The organism is Chryseobacterium sp. PTM-20240506 (assembly GCF_048296755.1).
Classification (GTDB): Bacteria; Bacteroidota; Bacteroidia; order Flavobacteriales; family Weeksellaceae; genus Chryseobacterium; species Chryseobacterium proteolyticum.
In genome coordinates this window covers 3,642,672-3,661,302 of the sequence record NZ_CP182581.1, presented here as the reverse complement: position 1 = coordinate 3,661,302, position 18,631 = coordinate 3,642,672, and the positions used below count along the sequence as shown (strand labels likewise).

At 34.9% G+C, this 18,631-nt stretch carries 22 protein-coding genes; 1 reads left to right on the top strand and 21 read right to left on the bottom strand.

Features of this window, described 5'->3' with window-relative positions; translation table 11 throughout:
• Nucleotides 1-29: 29 nt before the first annotated feature.
• The 11 genes from ACNFU2_RS16345 to ACNFU2_RS16295 form a co-directional block, all read right to left on the bottom strand.
• Nucleotides 30-2,393, bottom strand: a complete 2,364-nt coding sequence (locus ACNFU2_RS16345; RefSeq protein ID WP_418122327.1) for an outer membrane beta-barrel protein — start codon at nucleotides 2,391-2,393, stop codon at nucleotides 30-32.
• Nucleotides 2,394-2,473: 80 nt separating this feature from the next.
• Nucleotides 2,474-3,535 carry a helix-turn-helix domain-containing protein gene (locus ACNFU2_RS16340; RefSeq protein ID WP_172284476.1) on the bottom strand — a complete coding sequence of 354 codons (1,062 nt, stop codon included), beginning with the start codon at nucleotides 3,533-3,535 and terminating at the stop codon, nucleotides 2,474-2,476.
• Between the two features lie 169 nt (nucleotides 3,536-3,704).
• Entirely contained in the window at nucleotides 3,705-4,991 is a 1,287-nt protein-coding gene (locus tag ACNFU2_RS16335) for a citrate synthase (protein WP_172284486.1), read from the bottom strand.
• An 84-nt stretch (nucleotides 4,992-5,075) separates the two neighbouring features.
• Entirely contained in the window at nucleotides 5,076-6,368 is a 1,293-nt protein-coding gene (gene eno, locus ACNFU2_RS16330; protein ID WP_172284488.1) for a phosphopyruvate hydratase, read from the bottom strand.
• 209 nt (nucleotides 6,369-6,577) lie between these two features.
• Nucleotides 6,578-7,159, bottom strand: a complete 582-nt coding sequence (locus tag ACNFU2_RS16325; RefSeq protein WP_172284490.1) for a hypothetical protein — start codon at nucleotides 7,157-7,159, stop codon at nucleotides 6,578-6,580.
• Nucleotides 7,159-7,362 (bottom strand): hypothetical protein, encoded by a 204-nt coding sequence (locus ACNFU2_RS16320; protein ID WP_172284491.1) that lies wholly within the window; start codon nucleotides 7,360-7,362, stop codon nucleotides 7,159-7,161. The genes ACNFU2_RS16325 and ACNFU2_RS16320 overlap by 1 nt, the downstream gene beginning before the upstream one ends.
• A 17-nt stretch (nucleotides 7,363-7,379) precedes the next feature.
• Nucleotides 7,380-7,706, bottom strand: a complete 327-nt coding sequence (locus ACNFU2_RS16315; RefSeq protein ID WP_273650552.1) for a hypothetical protein — start codon at nucleotides 7,704-7,706, stop codon at nucleotides 7,380-7,382.
• A gap of 87 nt (nucleotides 7,707-7,793) precedes the next feature.
• Nucleotides 7,794-8,579, bottom strand: a complete 786-nt coding sequence (locus ACNFU2_RS16310; protein ID WP_273650551.1) for a sensor histidine kinase — start codon at nucleotides 8,577-8,579, stop codon at nucleotides 7,794-7,796.
• Nucleotides 8,580-9,218: 639 nt separating this feature from the next.
• Nucleotides 9,219-9,974: a hypothetical protein gene (locus tag ACNFU2_RS16305; RefSeq protein ID WP_273650550.1), complete on the bottom strand. Its 756-nt coding sequence runs from the start codon at nucleotides 9,972-9,974 to the stop codon at nucleotides 9,219-9,221.
• A 6-nt stretch (nucleotides 9,975-9,980) separates the two neighbouring features.
• The gene (locus ACNFU2_RS16300) at nucleotides 9,981-10,613 is read right to left on the bottom strand and encodes a response regulator transcription factor (RefSeq protein WP_273650549.1); all 633 of its coding nucleotides are present in this window, start codon (nucleotides 10,611-10,613) and stop codon (nucleotides 9,981-9,983) included.
• Nucleotides 10,614-10,788: 175 nt separating this feature from the next.
• Entirely contained in the window at nucleotides 10,789-12,654 is a 1,866-nt protein-coding gene (locus ACNFU2_RS16295; RefSeq protein WP_306613529.1) for a glycoside hydrolase family 35 protein, read from the bottom strand.
• A 68-nt stretch (nucleotides 12,655-12,722) separates the two neighbouring features.
• On the opposite strand from ACNFU2_RS16295, the gene ACNFU2_RS16290 reads away from it, so the two are divergent.
• Nucleotides 12,723-13,157: a hypothetical protein gene (locus tag ACNFU2_RS16290; protein ID WP_273650547.1), complete on the top strand. Its 435-nt coding sequence runs from the start codon at nucleotides 12,723-12,725 to the stop codon at nucleotides 13,155-13,157.
• Nucleotides 13,158-13,212: 55 nt separating this feature from the next.
• On the opposite strand, the gene rplQ is transcribed toward ACNFU2_RS16290, so the two are convergent.
• The 10 genes from rplQ to rpmD form a co-directional block, all read right to left on the bottom strand.
• The gene (gene rplQ / locus ACNFU2_RS16285; protein ID WP_172284505.1) at nucleotides 13,213-13,740 is read right to left on the bottom strand and encodes a 50S ribosomal protein L17; all 528 of its coding nucleotides are present in this window, start codon (nucleotides 13,738-13,740) and stop codon (nucleotides 13,213-13,215) included.
• A gap of 6 nt (nucleotides 13,741-13,746) precedes the next feature.
• Nucleotides 13,747-14,742 carry a DNA-directed RNA polymerase subunit alpha gene (locus ACNFU2_RS16280; RefSeq protein ID WP_172284507.1) on the bottom strand — a complete coding sequence of 332 codons (996 nt, stop codon included), beginning with the start codon at nucleotides 14,740-14,742 and terminating at the stop codon, nucleotides 13,747-13,749.
• Nucleotides 14,743-14,775: 33 nt separating this feature from the next.
• Nucleotides 14,776-15,384, bottom strand: a complete 609-nt coding sequence (gene rpsD / locus ACNFU2_RS16275) for a 30S ribosomal protein S4 (RefSeq protein WP_172284517.1) — start codon at nucleotides 15,382-15,384, stop codon at nucleotides 14,776-14,778.
• Between the two features lie 19 nt (nucleotides 15,385-15,403).
• A complete protein-coding gene (gene rpsK, locus ACNFU2_RS16270; protein ID WP_089028777.1) occupies nucleotides 15,404-15,793 on the bottom strand; it encodes a 30S ribosomal protein S11 in 390 nt (129 codons plus the stop codon).
• A gap of 12 nt (nucleotides 15,794-15,805) precedes the next feature.
• Nucleotides 15,806-16,183, bottom strand: a complete 378-nt coding sequence (gene rpsM, locus ACNFU2_RS16265; protein ID WP_040993540.1) for a 30S ribosomal protein S13 — start codon at nucleotides 16,181-16,183, stop codon at nucleotides 15,806-15,808.
• A 9-nt stretch (nucleotides 16,184-16,192) separates the two neighbouring features.
• The gene (gene rpmJ / locus ACNFU2_RS16260; protein WP_007839480.1) at nucleotides 16,193-16,309 is read right to left on the bottom strand and encodes a 50S ribosomal protein L36; all 117 of its coding nucleotides are present in this window, start codon (nucleotides 16,307-16,309) and stop codon (nucleotides 16,193-16,195) included.
• Between the two features lie 63 nt (nucleotides 16,310-16,372).
• Nucleotides 16,373-16,588 (bottom strand): translation initiation factor IF-1, encoded by a 216-nt coding sequence (gene infA, locus ACNFU2_RS16255; protein ID WP_034684855.1) that lies wholly within the window; start codon nucleotides 16,586-16,588, stop codon nucleotides 16,373-16,375.
• A 3-nt stretch (nucleotides 16,589-16,591) separates the two neighbouring features.
• The gene (gene secY / locus ACNFU2_RS16250) at nucleotides 16,592-17,971 is read right to left on the bottom strand and encodes a preprotein translocase subunit SecY (RefSeq protein WP_172284519.1); all 1,380 of its coding nucleotides are present in this window, start codon (nucleotides 17,969-17,971) and stop codon (nucleotides 16,592-16,594) included.
• Nucleotides 17,972-17,980: 9 nt separating this feature from the next.
• Nucleotides 17,981-18,430 carry a 50S ribosomal protein L15 gene (gene rplO / locus ACNFU2_RS16245; RefSeq protein ID WP_172284521.1) on the bottom strand — a complete coding sequence of 150 codons (450 nt, stop codon included), beginning with the start codon at nucleotides 18,428-18,430 and terminating at the stop codon, nucleotides 17,981-17,983.
• An 18-nt stretch (nucleotides 18,431-18,448) separates the two neighbouring features.
• Nucleotides 18,449-18,625 carry a 50S ribosomal protein L30 gene (gene rpmD, locus ACNFU2_RS16240; protein WP_007839493.1) on the bottom strand — a complete coding sequence of 59 codons (177 nt, stop codon included), beginning with the start codon at nucleotides 18,623-18,625 and terminating at the stop codon, nucleotides 18,449-18,451.
• Between the last annotated feature and the right edge of the window lie 6 nt (nucleotides 18,626-18,631).

Sequence of the window (18,631 nt, the reverse complement as noted above, 5' to 3'; positions counted from 1 at the left end):
ACCTGCTATTTCTTGTAGCAGGTTTTATTTTATCTTGATCTATTCTCCTCGTCAGTTTTCTGTATTTCCTTTCCCTGATATTTTGAGCTTCCGAAATTGTAACTTACCGCAACCAGAAATCTCCGGCTGTCCCACCAATGGGTAAATTGGTTATCTATGATTTGCTTATGCCTGAATACCAGACGTTGATCATATGAGTCAAACATATTATTATAACTGATCTTTGTATTCAGCTTATTGTCAAACCATGTTTTTTGTATTGAAAGATCGACCGTATACATGGGCTTAATGATATACAGGCTATTTCCCGTTTTAGATTCATAGTTTGTAAAAAGATTTACAGTGTAGCCCTTAGGTAGTGAAAATACCTGATTAAATCTCAGCTCATAATTGTAAATTGAAAAAGCAAACACCTCATTAAAATAAGGCCGGAATTCGTAATTATAATATCCTGTAATCTGCGTATTGATATTCCACCACTTTGTAATTTTTATAGGAAAGCTCATTTCCAGAATAGCAAAATTCCGATAAGGTAAGTTCGTCCCTAAATATTCTAAAACATTTGTTTTGGGATCATATCTCGGATATCGGACCATAACATCCGTTTCTTTTCCTATCGTTAAATCTGTCACCCAATTTTTATAACGATAAGTTGCCTTGATCTGACTGGTAAATGAAGGTTGCAAATAAGGATTTCCAATCCAATAGTTCAATGGGCTGAAGTAAAACCTAAAAGGATTGAGCTGTGAAAAAATCGGTCGTGTAATTTTCCTGCTGTATGAAACAGAAATCTCATTAGATTTGTTAAAGGCGTAATTTATTCCAAAGGATGGCAACCACTCAACATAATTTCTTGCTACCACAGAATCGGAACTGATTGCATCGGAAATACTTTTTGTGTTTTCAAATCTTATTCCCCCATTGATTTGAAGTTTGTTAAGTTTCCGGCTGAAAGCTACATATCCTGCAAATACCTCTTCCTTGTATGAAAACATATTACTACGCGTAGGATCCGGAACAAACTGATTATTTAACGCCAATGTATCATACCTGATGTTGTTGCTGGTTTCTGTATTGCCATATTTTATTCCGGCTTCAAAATTAATATTTTTCACTTTTTGACGAACATCAAGTTGAGCAGTATAAATTTTTATCCTATTTGATAAATCGGATTTCCAATATGATAATAACGCATAATCAGGTCGCTTCTTATTAATAAAATCATCTTTTTGCTTGTTGTTAACCAGTAGATAATTTCCTAAGAAATTCACTTCAAAGTTTTTGCCCCTCCATGAATAATCTGTCGATATTCCATAATTCTCCTGACCGTATTCTGTGGGATTATTGCTTTCAGTATTAAAAATTAACTGCGTTTCATCTTCATTGGTAGTATACAATGATCCTGTTCGTGTCCTGTTATTATTTCTAAAATTCCCTCTCAGTGTAAACCGTAGTCGATTCTTACTATTTATCCGGTAATCAATGCCAGTAAGAACAGAGGTTACCTTCCCCGCATCTTTTTGATAGGTTTCAGTTCTCATAACATTTGTGTTAGCAAGTCGTTGCAGCGCATTGTAACGATAAGTTGAAACTCCCTCATTATAACCCACCTGCATTTGATATGCTATCTTTTCAGTGTTATAAGATAACGTCAAAGAGTTTTCCCGGTAATTGAACTTATTAACTGAAATATTTCCATTATAATTTCCTTTCCAGCCCAGATTCGCATTTCTTTTAAGTCTGATATCAATGATACCTTTGAACTCAGCATCATACTTAGATGACGGATTGGTATTTATTTCAATAGATTCAACCATTTCAGGAGATAAGGACCGCAGATAAGCTCGAGTTTCCTGAATACTCATCACTACAGGCTTTCCATCAATGAAAATTGCAGGAGCTATTCTTCCACCGATAAATATCCCGTCTTCCTGATCCACCGTCACTCCAGGTGTTTTCCTCAGTACATCCAGCATGTGAGTTGCCGTTTTAAAATCCTTATTCCCGGCTATATTCATTACCGTATTTCCATCATTCAATTTTACATTACGGGTTGGTGATTGTAAGACAATTTCTTCAATAGTTTTTCCGGATGGAATCATTTCAATGACAGAAATTTCCCTGAATGTATCCAACCGTTTTGTTTGATATCCTCTTTTTTCTACTATTACATAAAGTCCTTCCGGGAAACCTTTAAAACTAAAACGGCCTAGAGAATCTGTCGTTTTTTTCTCAATAAGTTGGGAAGTGAGTCCATTGAAAAATGAAAGATTAACGTCCGAAAGGTTAGCCTTTGTCTCAGAATCCACAATTTTCCCTTGAATATTCTTTTGGGCTTTAGCAAAATATGACAGAAACAATACCATGATCAGCGTCCACAATCTTAGGTTCATAAATTTTAAATTTTATGAAACCAAAAGTAGGATTCGGAAATACAAAGGAGGTTTTAAAGTTTAAATTCCGAAGTACGAAATTATAAATTTGAACTCTGAAGTTCGCTTACAGATGGCGTTTGCGAATGTCTGTATAAAAGAGGTGTAGTATTTTTTATTTTCTTGAATGTCGAAAAGAATGTCGATTTAGAATTAAATCCTACTTCGTATCCGATTTCTTCAATTTTTAGAAATGAACCGTTTTCAATGATCACACAGGCTTCGTGAATCCTGTACTCATTAATGTAAGTTGAAAAACTTTTTCCCAGATTATCATTAAGCAACTGAGAAAGCTGGTGAGAGGATATCCCCATTTTTATTGCCAGATCATTTAATTTCAAATTAGGATTTTTGTGCAGTTCTTCGACTTCCATTAATTTCTCGAGTTTTGAAACAAAGCTGTCTACCTGCTCGTTCGATATTTTCTTATTAGAATACCTGCCAGGCTCCTTTATTTCGGTAGTATGGTACTTTTTATTAAACAAAATGAGAAAATTCGCATACAGAACAAATGAAAACACTAAACTCCCACCTGCACAATAGATCTGAACCCAGCCTGTAGAAATAAGCTGATATGTTAAGAATATAATCAGATTACTAATAAGAACCGGTAGTATGAATTTATCCGGCTTTTGTGATTGTTTTATAGTCCTGTTATAATACTCATACACCGACATGAATACAAATATTGTCCATACTGAATAAATAAAAGTACCGAAATAACTATCCCACGTTACCGGAAAAAAAAGGTATAAAAGACCTACAGTACCCAAAATTAATGTCAAGATACCAAATGACTTTCTGCAATTTTTAAGGATAAACTGTTCTTTTAAAAAAGATGATCGGATATAATAATATATCGCAGGTCCGGTAAAAAACAATGCAGACAATCCAAGATGAGGAATAATCCTGGGTAAGTCCGGATAAAAATAGATGCATACAGATATGCCGACTCTTATGCTTAAAGTTAATAAAATCAGGCCTAGAAAGAAATCAGGAAGGTACTTCAGCTTTTTAACAAACAAAAGGTAAATCCCAAGCAAAAGCCCGTTAAAAGCTCCTACAGCACTAAAGAAGAATAACAATTGTTGCCCGAAAGTCATTGTATATTAGTTTTTTACACCAAGTAAAAATAAGAAATTTCAACATCCGATTTTTAAAATCCCATCATTTTTTTATTATAATTCTTCCTCCTACACCCTACAAAGAATATGATAAGAAACAAAAAATCCCAAAGCTCACTTTGGGATTTTTTTATTGTTGAAGCAGATATTATCTGTTTACCATATCGATATAGTCTCTTTGCTGAGCTCCTTGATATACCTGTCTTGGTCTTCCGATAGGATCTCCTTTTAATCTCATTTCTTTCCACTGAGAAATCCATCCCGGAAGTCTTCCTAATGCAAACATTACAGTGAACATTTCTGTAGGAATTCCTAACGCTCTGTAAATAATTCCTGAATAGAAATCTACGTTTGGATATAATTTTCTTTCAATGAAGTATTCATCCTCAAGAGCTACTCTTTCTAATTGCATTGCAATATCTAGAGCTTTATCCTGGATTCCTAATGCACTAAGAATATCATCAGCAGCTTTCTTAATGATTTTAGCTCTTGGGTCGAAGTTTTTGTAAACTCTGTGTCCGAATCCCATCAAACGGAAGTTATCGTTCTTATCTTTTGCTTTTGCAACATATTTAGAAACATCTCCTCCATCTTTTTCAATTAATTCAAGCATTTCAATTACTGCCTGGTTAGCGCCACCGTGAAGAGGCCCCCAAAGTGCAGATACCCCAGCAGAGATAGAAGCAAAAAGACCTGTATGAGCAGAACCTACCATTCTTACAGTAGATGTAGAACAGTTTTGCTCGTGGTCAGCGTGAAGAATTAATAACTTATCCAATGCACCTACAACTACCGGATCGATTTCGAAATCAGCATTTGGTAATCTGAAAGCCATTTTATAGAAATTCTCAACATAGTTAAGATTGTTATCTCCATGGTTTAATGGTAAACCTTGAGTTTTTCTGTAAGTCCATGCACAAAGATGAGAGAATTTAGCAATCATCAATTCAGCAGCATGGTCCATTTCTTCTTTAGAATTTACGTTAACAGCTTTTGGATTAAAAGCGGTTAATGCAGAAGTCAGGGAAGATAATACTCCCATAGGGTGAGCAGAACGAGGAAAAACATCAATGATCTTTTTCATTTCGTCTGCGATGAAGTTATATTTTTTGATATTGTTTTCGAAAGAACTGTACTGATCCTGAGTAGGTAATTCACCGTGTAATAAAAGATACATTACCTCCGTAAAGTTAGATTTTTCAGCAATCTGCTCGATTGGATAACCTCTGTAGAATAATTCTCCTTTATCTCCGTCCAAGTAAGTAATATCACTAATGGTAGCTCCGGTGTTTTTATACCCTAAATCCAGGGTAATAAGACCCGTCTGGTCTCTTAGTTTTGAAATATCTATCCCTCTGTCTCCGATAGTACTATCCACGATAGGATATTCATATGAATTACCGTCGTAATTCAATATAACTTTGTTGTCTGACATTATTTATTTATTTTTTTTAAATTTACTAAAATTCCATAAAAAAACAGCAAACAAATTATCGTTCGCCGTTATTTATATTTTCAATTATCTTTTAATTTTAAATGCTTCCAATCCTGGGAAAATAGCTGTTTCTCCAAGAGCTTCTTCTATTCTCAATAACTGGTTGTATTTAGCCATTCTGTCTGATCTTGAAGCTGATCCTGTTTTGATCTGCCCGCAGTTCATAGCTACTGCTAAATCAGCAATAGTAGAATCTTCTGTTTCTCCTGATCTGTGAGACATTACTGAAGTAAATTTGTTGTGCTGAGCCATTTGTACAGCAGCCATCGTTTCAGATAGAGAACCTATCTGGTTTACTTTTACAAGGATTGAATTGGCAATACCTTCTTTAACACCTCTTGCAAGTCTCTCAACATTGGTTACGAATAAGTCATCTCCTACAAGCTGAACTCTGTCTCCGATTTTATCCGTTAACATTTTCCAACCTTCCCAGTCATTTTCCTGCATACCATCCTCGATAGAGATAATAGGGTATTTAGCTGCTAATTCAGCAAGATAAGAAACCTGCTCACTGCTTGTGAACTGAGCAGCGTCAGCCGTCTGGAATTTTCTGTAATCGTAAATTCCATCTTTATAGAATTCTGATGCAGCACAGTCCAGCGCCAGCATAATATCATCTCCAGGTTTGTAACCTGCTTTCTCAATAGCCTGAAGTAATGTATCCAAAGCATCTTCCGTTCCTGTAAACGTTGGAGCAAAACCTCCTTCGTCACCCACCGCTGTAGATAAACCTCTTGAATGAAGAATAGATTTTAAGCTGTGGAAAATTTCAGTCCCCTTTCTCAATGCATGGGAAAATGAATCTGCTTTTACAGGCATGATCATAAATTCCTGGAAAGCAATTGGCGCATCTGAGTGTGATCCTCCATTGATTACGTTCATCATAGGTACAGGAAGTGTATTTGCATTTACTCCTCCTACATATTTATATAATGGCATTCTTAACTCTGTTGCTGCTGCTTTTGCTGCTGCTAATGAAACTCCAAGAATAGCATTTGCTCCAAGATTTCCTTTATTCTTAGTCCCATCAAGGTCGATCATGATCTGATCTAAAAGGTTTTGGTCATAAACCGGAAGCCCTACTAATTCTGGAGCAATAACTTCTCTTACATTCTCAACGGCTTTAAGGACACCTTTCCCCAAATATTCTGAACCTCCGTCACGTAATTCAACGGCTTCATGCTCTCCCGTAGAAGCTCCTGAAGGTACCGCAGCACGCCCCATTGCACCATTCTCCGTGAATACATCAACTTCTATTGTAGGATTCCCTCTTGAATCCAAAATTTGTCTCGCTTCAATGTAAGAAATGTAACTCATAATTTTTCTGTTTATACTATCTGCAAAATGCTTCCAGTTGTTTATTATTAATTAATATACTTGAGTTACAAATTTAATGAAAAAAACAGTGGTATGAAAAAACTGGACTTTAATATTTGGTAATAAAAACATAAAATTCTCCAAAATTTTCAGGGTAATTTGGAGAATTTAAAAATGCATGACATAGCAACTGATTTTTGTTGGTTATTTCACGGTGTCAAATCATATTTTTTTCGTTCTTCCGGCGTTAATGTTCTTAAAGTTTTAGCTTTTTCTTCTTCAGCCTGGGCTTTTGCTTTATTAGCTTCCTCTTTTGCCGTTTCTGAAATTTTGCCCTGAAGTTCAGTGATATTATTAACAATATTATTAAAACTAGTCCAATAGAGCTCTCCTTTGCATTGCTCTTCAAAATTAATACAGTGTTCTTCCAATCTGTATAATGCATCTCTAAGCATATTAACCGGAGCAGTCCTTTCACCAAGTCTGGAAAGGCTTTCTGTAATTTTAGTCATTTGTTCAGCAGAAACACTATCCCCCGACTTCAGCTTACCCATGAGCGTACTTGTTATATCTGTGGTTCTGGCAATGGCAGCATCTGGTTGCACCTCCGATAATATTTTGTTGATTTTTCCATCTGGTCTAATGCTTACTATGGCTCCTCTTCGCATGGCATCATACGACATCTGATAGTTTGAGGTTGTACTTTTCAGTTCTTCCAATGTTGCCTTATGCAGGTTACTGCAAGAAGTGAACAAAAGAACTGTTCCCAATGTTAAAAATATATTTTTCATCACATTACATTATAAATTGAGTTATCAGTTGGGTCATATTTGGCTTTGCCTTTTCCAAGTACATGTGCTAATGCACTGAAAGTTTCGTAATCTAAATCCTCCATGATTTCTTCAGATCCTGCATCTTTAAACTTTAAGATGATCTTTCCGCTTCTGGATTTAATGTTCCAATCTAAGAGGTAGTTTGTGATAATTTTAGTCATGATTATAGTTTTTTAGGTTATTTGTTAGGTGAAGGAGCTAAAAGTCCTGCCAGGGCTCCAATCGCTCCTGATGAAATAGCAGTAAAAATGGTAATTAACTGCTCGTTTAAAGTAATTTCCTTGTGCAAGGATAATATAATCAATCCTGTTATGATACCAATAATCGCAAGCCCAAACATCAGGACGATAATTCTATATATCCAGGTATCGGTTTCTTTGGGATTTTTTACTTCAATACTATTGACAGCCTGAATAGGATTATCCCTAAATTCCTGCTGTAGTTTATTGTTGTTGCTTAGTGTCTGTTTGAAATCTTCAAAACTGTTGTTAATTGTAGTTTTCATGATGGTGAATTTTACTCTATCAAATTTCTCACTAAAAGAGATTAAAGTCAATTACACAAAAGGGTGATTATGTAATTCGCATGATGGTTAGATCTCTATTGTAAAAATCACAGCAGTTCCATCTTCTTTGGAAACAATTTCAAATTCTCCATTTAGTTCCTTCATCCTGCGTTTCATATTTCGAAGACCATTCCCTTCATTTTTTCCTTCAATCATCCCTATTCCATCATCCGAAATCTCCATACTAAATTCACGATCCCTTTGTGAAAACGAAATTGATATTTTATTTGCCTTGCTATGTTTATAGGCATTATTCAATGATTCTTTTAAGCACAAAAACATATTTCTTCTAATTTCAGCGGAAACCGGCATATTCTGAATGATCCCCCGATCTGTCACAATAAAATTGATGGATGTTTTTTTCAGGAAGCTTTCAGTATACATTTTTGAGTAACTTGTAAAGCTTCCAATCGTATCGTTTCCTGTATTCAAATTCCAAAGCATTTCCCTCATCGAAATATTCATTTCTTCAGATGTTTTTAGCAGCTCGTCAATATCATTTGTTAGATCACTATTCTCTGCTTTTTGTTTTAAAAATTCTGCCTGAAGTTTAAGAGCTGAAATTCCCGCTCCCAGATCATCGTGCATATCATGTGAGATCCGTTCCCGCTCCTGCTCAATCAGTTTTTGTTTTTCGAGCTCTTTTTGTAACAATTGATTTTGGTATTCTGCTTCTTTAAGTTGTTTTTCTTTTACAAACAAAAGCTGCTTCCTATTGTACATTAATACTACAAAGATGATAAATACCACAAAGAACAGCATAACAACTGTAATGATTGCATAGGTTAATTTTAGTTCATTAAGAGAAGTCATTATGTTTTTTTGTGTATTTGGATAAAGAAATTAAAAAAAGGAAATAAAAAATGATATTAACAATGAAAAAAAATGACTGTGACGCAATTAATACTTTATCATCAATTTTATCAAAAACGTACCGCGGTATGATTCTTAAAACAAAAAATACTCCCCAAAATAATAAACCACAGGAAATCCAGAACTTTGGATCCTGCATGATGCTCTTGGTATTTGGACGCTTTAATTTTCCATAGAACCAAATCAGACTGTAGAGTATGTATACTAACGAAAAAGCTATACCTATAGTCTGATTGACTTCTTTATAATTTTTTAAAATGAAACCAAGATAGATAATGAGAAAAAGAAAGAAAATTACATTATTGATTTTAACCAGGACGATATCCTGTCCCCGATTAAAATAAATGAGGAAAAATAATGTACAAAATAGAATATAAGCATTGTATAAGAAACCAAAGTTCGCGGTGGTCTTAAAATATATCTGGACAATGTACATTAAAAATTCAAGAATAAAAGTCAATCCGAGGTAGAGACACAAAAATTCCTGTTGCTTCTTTCCATTCCTTATACATAGGATCAACGAAAAAGAAGCAACAAGAAAAAGAATAATCAAATATGCTAATTGGAAATCAGAGTACATTACGGTTGCATATTACCTATATCATAGAATCCTTGATCTTCCTTTTGAAATGCTAATGATAATCTGCTTTGTTTTTTATTATCATTTAAAACTCTTGATACTGCAACATTTTGACTGTTAATATCACAATTTTTATGTATTGCAATTAACCTCACATTCACCTCCTTAAAGTTTCCGGACAAATCATTTCTAAAGGTTTCAAACATAACATTAGAAAAAGATATATATTCTGTAATTGCATTGTAAGTAGAGTTTTCTCTAATAGCCTTTCCAACTCCTCCCAAAAACTCTTTTCTCATTTCAGCATAAATTTCCTTTGGCAGTTCTATTGTTTTAGCCATTCCGGCACTATCTACTAAATAAGCATCGTAAGTGATGAAATCAAAAACATTCAGGTCTTCATGATCACACACAACAATTATATAGTATAAATTATGCTTATGACTTCCCGGTTGAATAGTGGGGAATCTCATCAAAGAGGTTTTATCCACAAAAATAAAGTGTATATATTTATATTTTATGGGAAGGTTTTTGAAAGATCCGGTTTCAATTTTAAAGTCTTCAAGAGTTTCCTTCAGTATTCTATTTGCTCCCTCGTTCATACATCCGGTTTGTTCTGCTGAAAGTTTCAAGTTCACAAGTGGACTCAGTGTAGAATAATCATTGATTACCTCGCAATCTAATTGTAAAATATCCCTTATTAAGTCCAATTTTTTTTCAGCACAATCTGTGCTTTCATTCTCTAAGTTTCTCATGGTTTTTTAGTTTTTAAAGTGGTTAAATTTATTGATAGCTTCTACTTTATTGCTTACATGCAATTTTCGATAGATATTTCCAACATGCTTTTTTACCGTATCCATGCTTATGCATTTTTGGTCTGCAATTTCTTTATACAACAAGCCTTGTGAAAGTAGTCCAAGAATTTCTTTTTCCCGATGCGTCAATTCATCAAATTCTTTTACATCGGTTGTCTTTTTTTCAAAATGATTTAGCACCCTTCGTGCTATAGAAAAGCTCATCGGTGCACCTCCATTGTATACATCACGAATAGAGGCGAGAATTTTGTCCATGCTTTCTCCTTTGATGAGATATCCCATTGCACCTGCTTTTAGAGAATTAAAGATCTTTTCATCATCTTCGAAGCTTGTACACATGATAAACTGGGTATCGGGCATATCTTTCCGTACTTTTTCAATGATTTCAATTCCAAGCATATCCTGAAGCTGGATATCCATCATCACAACGTCCGGAGAAATAAGAGGTAAATTATGCAGTGCATCGTTGCCGTCAAAGAACTGGGCAATGACTTTCATATCAGCCTGATAATTGATGACCTTCTTCAACGCATTGTTGTAGTTTTTTTCATCTTCTACTATGGCTATTGAAATACTCATGTCCTTTACTTATTTGAGACAAAAATCTACAGAAAACAAAGCAGAATCAATTACACTTTTGTGTAATCTTTAAATTTGAGTTGGTTTATTTAGTTTTTCTTCTTTTAAAGTTAATCAATTTCTTTCAGTTAACGACTGATATCATATCACTTAATTTAAAATAATATTTTTTTGATTATTTAATCAATTCATCTAGAACTGGTGTACTTACACTGTTAATTTCTGATATGTTTTTATCATTAATCTGCTCAAAAACCTGAATAGTATTTTCTCCTTTTTTCAACCATACACCAGGAACATACAATGTAAGCTGGGGACCTACCTTGCTCCAGTATCTCCCTACATTTTTTCCATTCACAAACACAATTCCTTTTCCGAAATTTCTCATATCAAGAAAAGTATCTCCTTTTTCTTTGAGTTGAAATTTTGCTTCTTTTATTACAGGGCTCCTTTCAGGAATATCTTTCGACTTATTTTTTAGTTCAGGTATCTTATCAAAAGGAAGCGAATACATTTTCCATAGACCTTTAACAGGATCTCCATTGATTTCAACAGGACTTATAATTCCCTTAAGGTTATGTACAATTTCAGCTCCGTAATTGATCCGTCCCATATTTTCAACAAGGATATCCAAAGTCTCCCCGGCCTTGATTGAGATATCAAGATCATATTTTTTATAGTATCTGTTCAATTCACCTTTCCAAATCTTATCAATATAAATATTTGCATAATCTCTCAACCCTTTTATTTCAAGTTTCCCTTTATGATCTTTATCAAATTTTATCCGGTAAAGAACGTAGCCGTTACCTTGATTCAGTTCTTCAAATGTATAGGGTCTTTCTGCTGATACAAATTTCTGTCCCTCTATTAAATCAAAAATAGAAAGAGTTTTAGAAAATTTTGCATGTGAGAATGTAATAACCTTTTTCCGGGCAGGCACTTCAGGAAGCTTTTTTGGATTCAGTTTTTGAAATATAGTACGTAGTGCTGTATATTTTGGAGTTTCCCATCCTGCTTCGCTTATCGGAGCGTCATAATCATAGCTTGTAATATCCGGTTGAATGTCGTGGTTCTTATCATAATTAGCACCACTCGTAAATCCGAAATTGGTTCCTCCATGAATCATATAATAATTAAATGACACCCCATTCTTGATGTATAACTCAGTTTGCTTTACTACATCTTCTACAGGAACTTTCACAAAAGGTTCGGCCCAGTGGTCAAGCCATCCCGGATAATATTCAGCTACCATATACGGTCCTTTATTTCCGTTATATGCATTCACTTTCTCTTTAAGGGTCTCAATATTATCTTCCCCGTTGGCCGTCGGTAATGCACCTTCTATCGCTCCGCCCTCAAAAAGGGAGCTTCCGTCCGAGGTAAAGAATGGGACAGAAATGCCCGATTTAACCAACATATTTTTAATTTCATGGCTGTATCTTCGGTGCTGCTCCAATGGTATATCTTTTCTTTGGGCAACATAGGAGCCAAACTCATTTTCTGCCTGAACCATTATAACAGGTCCGCCATTATTGATCTGCAAAGGAATGATCTGCTTTGCCAGCTGATTAATATATTTTTCGCACTCTTTCAAAAAGGGCTGGTTATAGGTCCTTATTTCTAAATTTTTATCCTTTTGCAACCACCATGGATATCCTCCAAATTCCCATTCTGCACACACGTAAGGTCCAGGACGAATAATCACGTACAATCCAACTTCCTGTGCTGTTTTTATAAATTTTTTCAGATCCTTTTCTCCGGAGAAATTCCACTTTCCAGGACCTTCTTCATGATAATTCCAAAATACATAGGTAGTAACCGTGTTTAGCCCCATTGCTTTCATCATCTGAAGACGGTGTTTCCAGTACTCTGATGGCACTCTAGGATAATGAAGTTCACCCGAATGGATAATAAACTCTTTTTCATTCAATAAAAAATGACCGTCTTTAATTTCAAATTGATCTCTTTTTATTTGAGAAAACATTGAATTAAAGGACATAATCAGAATGATCAGAAGAAAATATTTATAGTGAGATTTCATAGGGCAAGGCATGATTTTTGTAAAAATAAAGAATAAAATTAAAGACTTCATATTAAACTTTATCAATCATGAAAAAAACGATCATTTTACTCAACACTATATTTCTTTTAGCAGTAGTAGGCTGTAAAAAATCAACCGATGGCAATAAAAACATCATTAAAACTGATAGTTCAGTATCAGCAGTATCTGATCAAAATGGAAAGATAGATTCAGCTTCGGCAAGTTCATCCATTATAGACGTAAACGGTAAAAGAATTGAAAAAACAGATTTTGTATATAAGGCAACCGATGGATCCTTGGTAAAAGTAGTTTTCAAAAATGATCCAAAAGAGAGTACAGTAGCAATAACCAGTAACAAAAAGACGTTTACCCTTCCTAAAGAAGAAACTAAAGATGGGGAAACAGTCTATAAAAAAGATGACATGACTGCAAGGGTAAAAGGAGATAGCCTGCACCTTGAGCAAGGAAACAATGTGATCGAATTAGTAAGAACCAAAATATAAAAATAAAAAAACCGTTCAGAGTCCTGAACGGTTTTTATTTATATCTGAATGAATATTATTCTTCAGTCTTTTCCTCTGTAGAATCAGCTGCTTCAGCCTTAGGCTCTTCAACTTTTTCTTCTACTACAGGAGCATCAGCAACTACAGTTTCTGCCTTTTTAGCAGTTGTAGATCTTCTGCTTCTTCTTGTAGCTTTTTTCTCTTCAGCATTAGGATTGTAAAGCTCATTGAAGTCTACTAACTCGATAAGAGCCATATCAGCAGCATCACCTTGTCTGAAACCAGTCTTGATGATTCTTGTATAACCGCCATTTCTTTCAGCGATTTTAGGTGCTACAGTTCTGAACAATTCAGTAACAGCTTCTTTATTTTGAAGATATGAAAATACAGTTCTTCTATTATGTGTAGTATCTTCTTTTGCTTTTGTTAATAGGGGCTCAACATATACTCTTAAAGCTTTAGCTTTAGCTACAGTAGTGTTGATTCTTTTATGCTCAATTAGAGAACAAGCCATATTAGAAAGTAACGCACTTCTGTGAGAAGCTGTCCTTCCTAAGTGATTGAATTTTTTACCGTGTCTCATTATTAATTATTTATCAGCGTCTAACTTATATTTTGCAACGTCGAAACCGAAGTTAAGACCTTTTGAATGCACTAATTCTTCTAGTTCTGTCAAAGATTTTTTACCAAAATTTCTGAATTTCATCAAATCAGACTTACTGTAAGAAACTAATTCTCCTAACGTTTCAACTTCTGCAGCCTTCAAACAGTTCAGAGCTCTTACTGAAAGATCCATATCTGCTAGTTTAGATTTAAGAAGTTGTCTTGTGTGAAGAGTTTCTTCGTCATATTGGATAGATGCTTTTACAGCTTCTGTTTCAAGCGTGATTCTCTCATCAGAGAACAACATGAAGTGATAAATTAATATCTTAGAAGCTTCTGTCAAAGCATTTTGAGGACTGATGGAACCATCAGTTTCTATATCTAATACAAGTTTTTCGTAGTCTGTTTTTTGCTCTACACGATAATTTTCAATACTGTACTGCACTTTCTTAATTGGAGTGAAAATAGAGTCAATAGCAATAGTACCTACAGGTGCATTGTTTGACTTATTTTGTTCAGAAGGAACATACCCTCTACCCTTTTCTATATTGAAAGTAATTTCGAAAGTTACATCACTGTTCAGGTTGCAAATCACCAACTCAGGATTCAAGATCTCAAATCCGTTGATTGATTTACCTAAATCTCCAGCAGTAATAATCGTTTGACCAGAAACCTTAGCAACAACCTGCTCGTTGGACTGGTTTTCCGCTATAGATTTTAATCTTACCTGCTTAAGGTTAAGAATAATTTCGGTAACATCTTCGATTACTCCTGGAATAGTTGAAAATTCGTGCTCTACACCTTCTATTTTGATAGATGAAATAGCATATCCTTCCAGAGAAGAAAGCAACACTCTTCTCAAAGCATTACCTATTGTAAGCCCGAAACCTGGTTCTAAAGGTCTGAATTCAAATTGACCTTTAAATTCATCAGAGTTAAGTAAAATTACTTTATCGGGTTTTATGAATTGTAAAATTGCCATATTATTGGGTTGAGCAAAAATTTGATTAAAAAATTATTTAGAGTAAAGTTCGACGATAAGCTGTTCCTTGATCTCCTCCGGAATCTGGATTCTTTCAGGCGCAGATACGAAAGTACCTTCTTTCTTCTCATCGTTGAATTGTAACCACTCATAGTTTGCTTTATAAGCTAATGCATCAGTAACTACTTCAAGAGACTTAGACTTTTCTCTTACTGCAATTACATCACCAGCTTTAAGCAAATAAGATGGAATATTTACCAGTTCTCCATTCACAGTGATGTGTCTGTGAGAAACCAATTGTCTAGCACCAGCTCTGGTTTTAGCAAAACCTAATCTGTATACTACGTTATCCAATCTAGATTCGCAAAGTTGTAATAGAACTTCACCTGTTACACCTTTACTTCTGTGTGCTTTATCGAATAAGTTTGCAAACTGTCTTTCTAAAATACCATAAGTATATTTAGCTTTTTGTTTTTCAGCTAACTGAACTGCATATTCTGATTTCTTAGCACCTCTTCTTTTGTTAGGACCGTGTTGTCCTGGCGGTTGGTTTTTTCTTTTCTCGAAGTTTTTATCATCTCCGTAGATTGCAGCACCAAACTTTCTAGCAATCTTAGTTTTAGGTCCAATATATCTTGCCATAATGGGTAAATTCTAAAAATTAAACTCTTCTTCTTTTTGGTGGTCTACATCCATTGTGCGGCATTGGAGTCACATCAATGATTTCGCTAACTTCAATTCCTGAATTGTGAATAGTTCTGATTGCAGATTCTCTACCTGCCCCAGGACCTTTCACAAACACCTTTACTCTTCTTAATCCAGCTTCATGAGCAACATTAGAGCAATTTTCTGCTGCCATTTGAGCAGCAAATGGAGTATTCTTTTTAGAACCTCTGAATCCCATTTTACCGGCAGATGCCCAAGAGATAACTTCTCCGCTTTTATTTGTTAAAGAAATGATGATGTTATTGAAAGAAGCCTGAATATGCGCTTCACCAATAGCTTCAACTTTTACTTTTCTTTTCTTAACTACTTTAGTTTGTTTTGCCATAATTCCTAACGATTATTTACTAGCTTTTTTCTTGTTAGCAACAGTTTTTCTCTTTCCTTTACGGGTTCTAGAGTTGTTTTTCGTTCTCTGGCCTCTTAAAGGTAGTCCTAGTCTGTGACGTATTCCTCGTTGGCATCCTATGTCCATCAATCTCTTGATGTTCAATTGCACTTCAGAACGTAATTCTCCTTCTACTTTAATGTTTTCAGAGATATAAGTTCTAATTGCAGCCAATTCATCGTCATTCCATTCGTTGACTTTCTTGTCTTCGCTGATACCGGCAGCTTTAAGGATTTCAGAAGAAGTACTTCTTCCCACCCCATAAATATAAGTTAAACCGATAACGCCTCTTTTGTTTTTTGGTAAATCAATACCTGCAATTCTCGCCATAATTTAATATTAGCCTTGTCTTTGTTTAAATTTTGGGTTCTTCTTGTTGATCACAAAAAGTACACCTTTTCTGCGTACAATTTTGCAATCAGCGCTTCTTTTCTTAATTGATGCTCTAACTTTCATTTGATAGTATTTATTTTTTAACAATAGCCAAATGGAAACCCGAAGACTCCATTTGGCGTTTGTTTAATATCTAAAAGTAATTCTCCCTTTTGTCAAATCATAGGGAGACATTTCTAGTTTTACCTTATCTCCAGGTAAAAGTTTAATATAATGCATTCTCATTTTACCAGAAATATGAGCTATAAGTATATGCCCATTTTCTAGCTCTACACGGAACTGAGCGTTCGAAAGTGCTTCCGTTATTACGCCGTCTTGTTCAATATGTTTTTGTTTCGCCATAAATTAATATCCAGTCGTTCTTGATAATTTAGACTGCATTAAGCCATCATAATGATGGTTCAGCAGATATGTATTAATCTGTTGAACAGTATCTAAAATAACTCCAACCATAATCAATAGTGACGTTCCCCCGAAAAATAGGGCGAACGCATCTGTCTGAACTAAGCTTCCGTGTACAATTGCCGGAAGGATTGCAAAGATAGATAAAAATATTGCACCTGGCAAGGTAATTTTAGATAAAATATCATCTAAATAATCAGCCGTCTCTTTTCCTGGTCTTACTTTCGGTACCAAACCTCCGTTTCTCTTTAAATCATCGGCCATTTGGTTCACCGGAATTGTAATTGCAGTATAGAAAAATGAAAAGATTATAATCAGTAATGCAAACAATACATTGTACTGCCAGCTAAAAACATTCTTGAAACCTGCAAGAAAAGTATTGGATTCATCAAATTTAGTTAATAAACCTGGAACAAACATCAATGCCTGAGCAAAGATAATTGGCATAACTCCGGCAGCGTTAACTTTCAATGGGATCCACTGTCTTGCTCCCTGCATAAGATTTTTATTTACACCTCCTCTTGCTTGTGCTCTGCTTACATATTGAATTGGAATCTTTCTCACAGCAACAGATAACACTACTGCTAAAAGAACAACCAACATCCAGAATATCACCTCAATAAGGATCATAATAGATCCCATCCCTCCTTTTCCGTTCTGCACGGCCATTTCCTGAACAAATGCTTCTGGAAGTCTAGATAAGATACCTACCATAATAAGTATAGAAATACCATTTCCTATTCCTTTATCGGTAATTTTCTCACCTAGCCACATTGCAAATACTGAACCGGCAACCAAAATAACAATACTTGGTAACCAGAACATGATAGAATTTGGCTCTACATAGTATGCAGACTGGAACTGAGCATATGGTAAAAATAATTGAGTAATAGAAGTTAAATAAGAAGGTGCTTGTACTAAACACACACCGATTGTTAACCATCTTGTAATTTGATTCAATGTATTTCTACCTGACTCTCCATCTTTCTGAAGTTTCTGAAGATAAGGAATAGCCATCCCCATCAACTGAACAATAATAGAAGCTGAAATATAAGGCATTATACCAAGTGCCATAACAGAAGCGTGGCTGAAAGCCCCCCCTGTAAACGACGAAAGCAAGCCAAGGAGACCTGCTCCTTGCTTGTTACCGCCTTGACTTTTATAATGCTCTAAGAGATCTCCTACTTGTGCAAGGTTAATTGCAGGTAGAGAGATATAAGATGCGAATCTATACACAAGGATAATACCTAACGTAAAAAGAATTTTATCTCTTAATTCCTTTAGGCTCCAAATATTTTTGAGGGTTTGTATAAATTCTTTCATTAGTTACTATTATAATGTAATTGCTTTTCCACCTGCCTTAGCAATAAGCTCTTCAGCAGATTTAGTGAATTTGTCAGCAGAGATTGAAACCGCAGATTTCAATTCTCCTCTACCCATAATTTTCACTATTTCGTTTTTAGTAGCTAAACCGTTTGCTACCAAAACTTCTTTAGTAATATCTCCAGTGATAGATTTATTTTCTATTAAAGTTTGGATAGAGTCCAGGTTAATAGCTCTATATTCTTTTCTGTTTACATTTTTGAAACCAAATTTTGGTAATCTTCTCTGTAAAGGCATCTGTCCACCTTCGAAACCGATCTTCTGAGAATAACCAGCTCTAGATTTCTGACCTTTGTGTCCTTTTGTAGAAGTACCTCCTTTTCCACTACCTTGTCCTCTACCAATTCTTTTTGAATTAAAAGTAGAACCTGCAGCAGGTTTTATGTTGTTTAAATTCATTTTAATTTCTTTTTAAAATTATTTTTGAACTTCAAGTAAATGACTAACTGCAGCTATCATTCCTAAAATAGAAGGCGTAGCTTCGTGCTCTACAACTTGGTGAAGTTTCTTAAATCCTAATGCTTCAAGCGTTCTCTTTTGGGTTTTCGTTCTTCCAATAGCGCTTCTTACTTGCTTTACTTTAATTGTTGCCATTGTTTT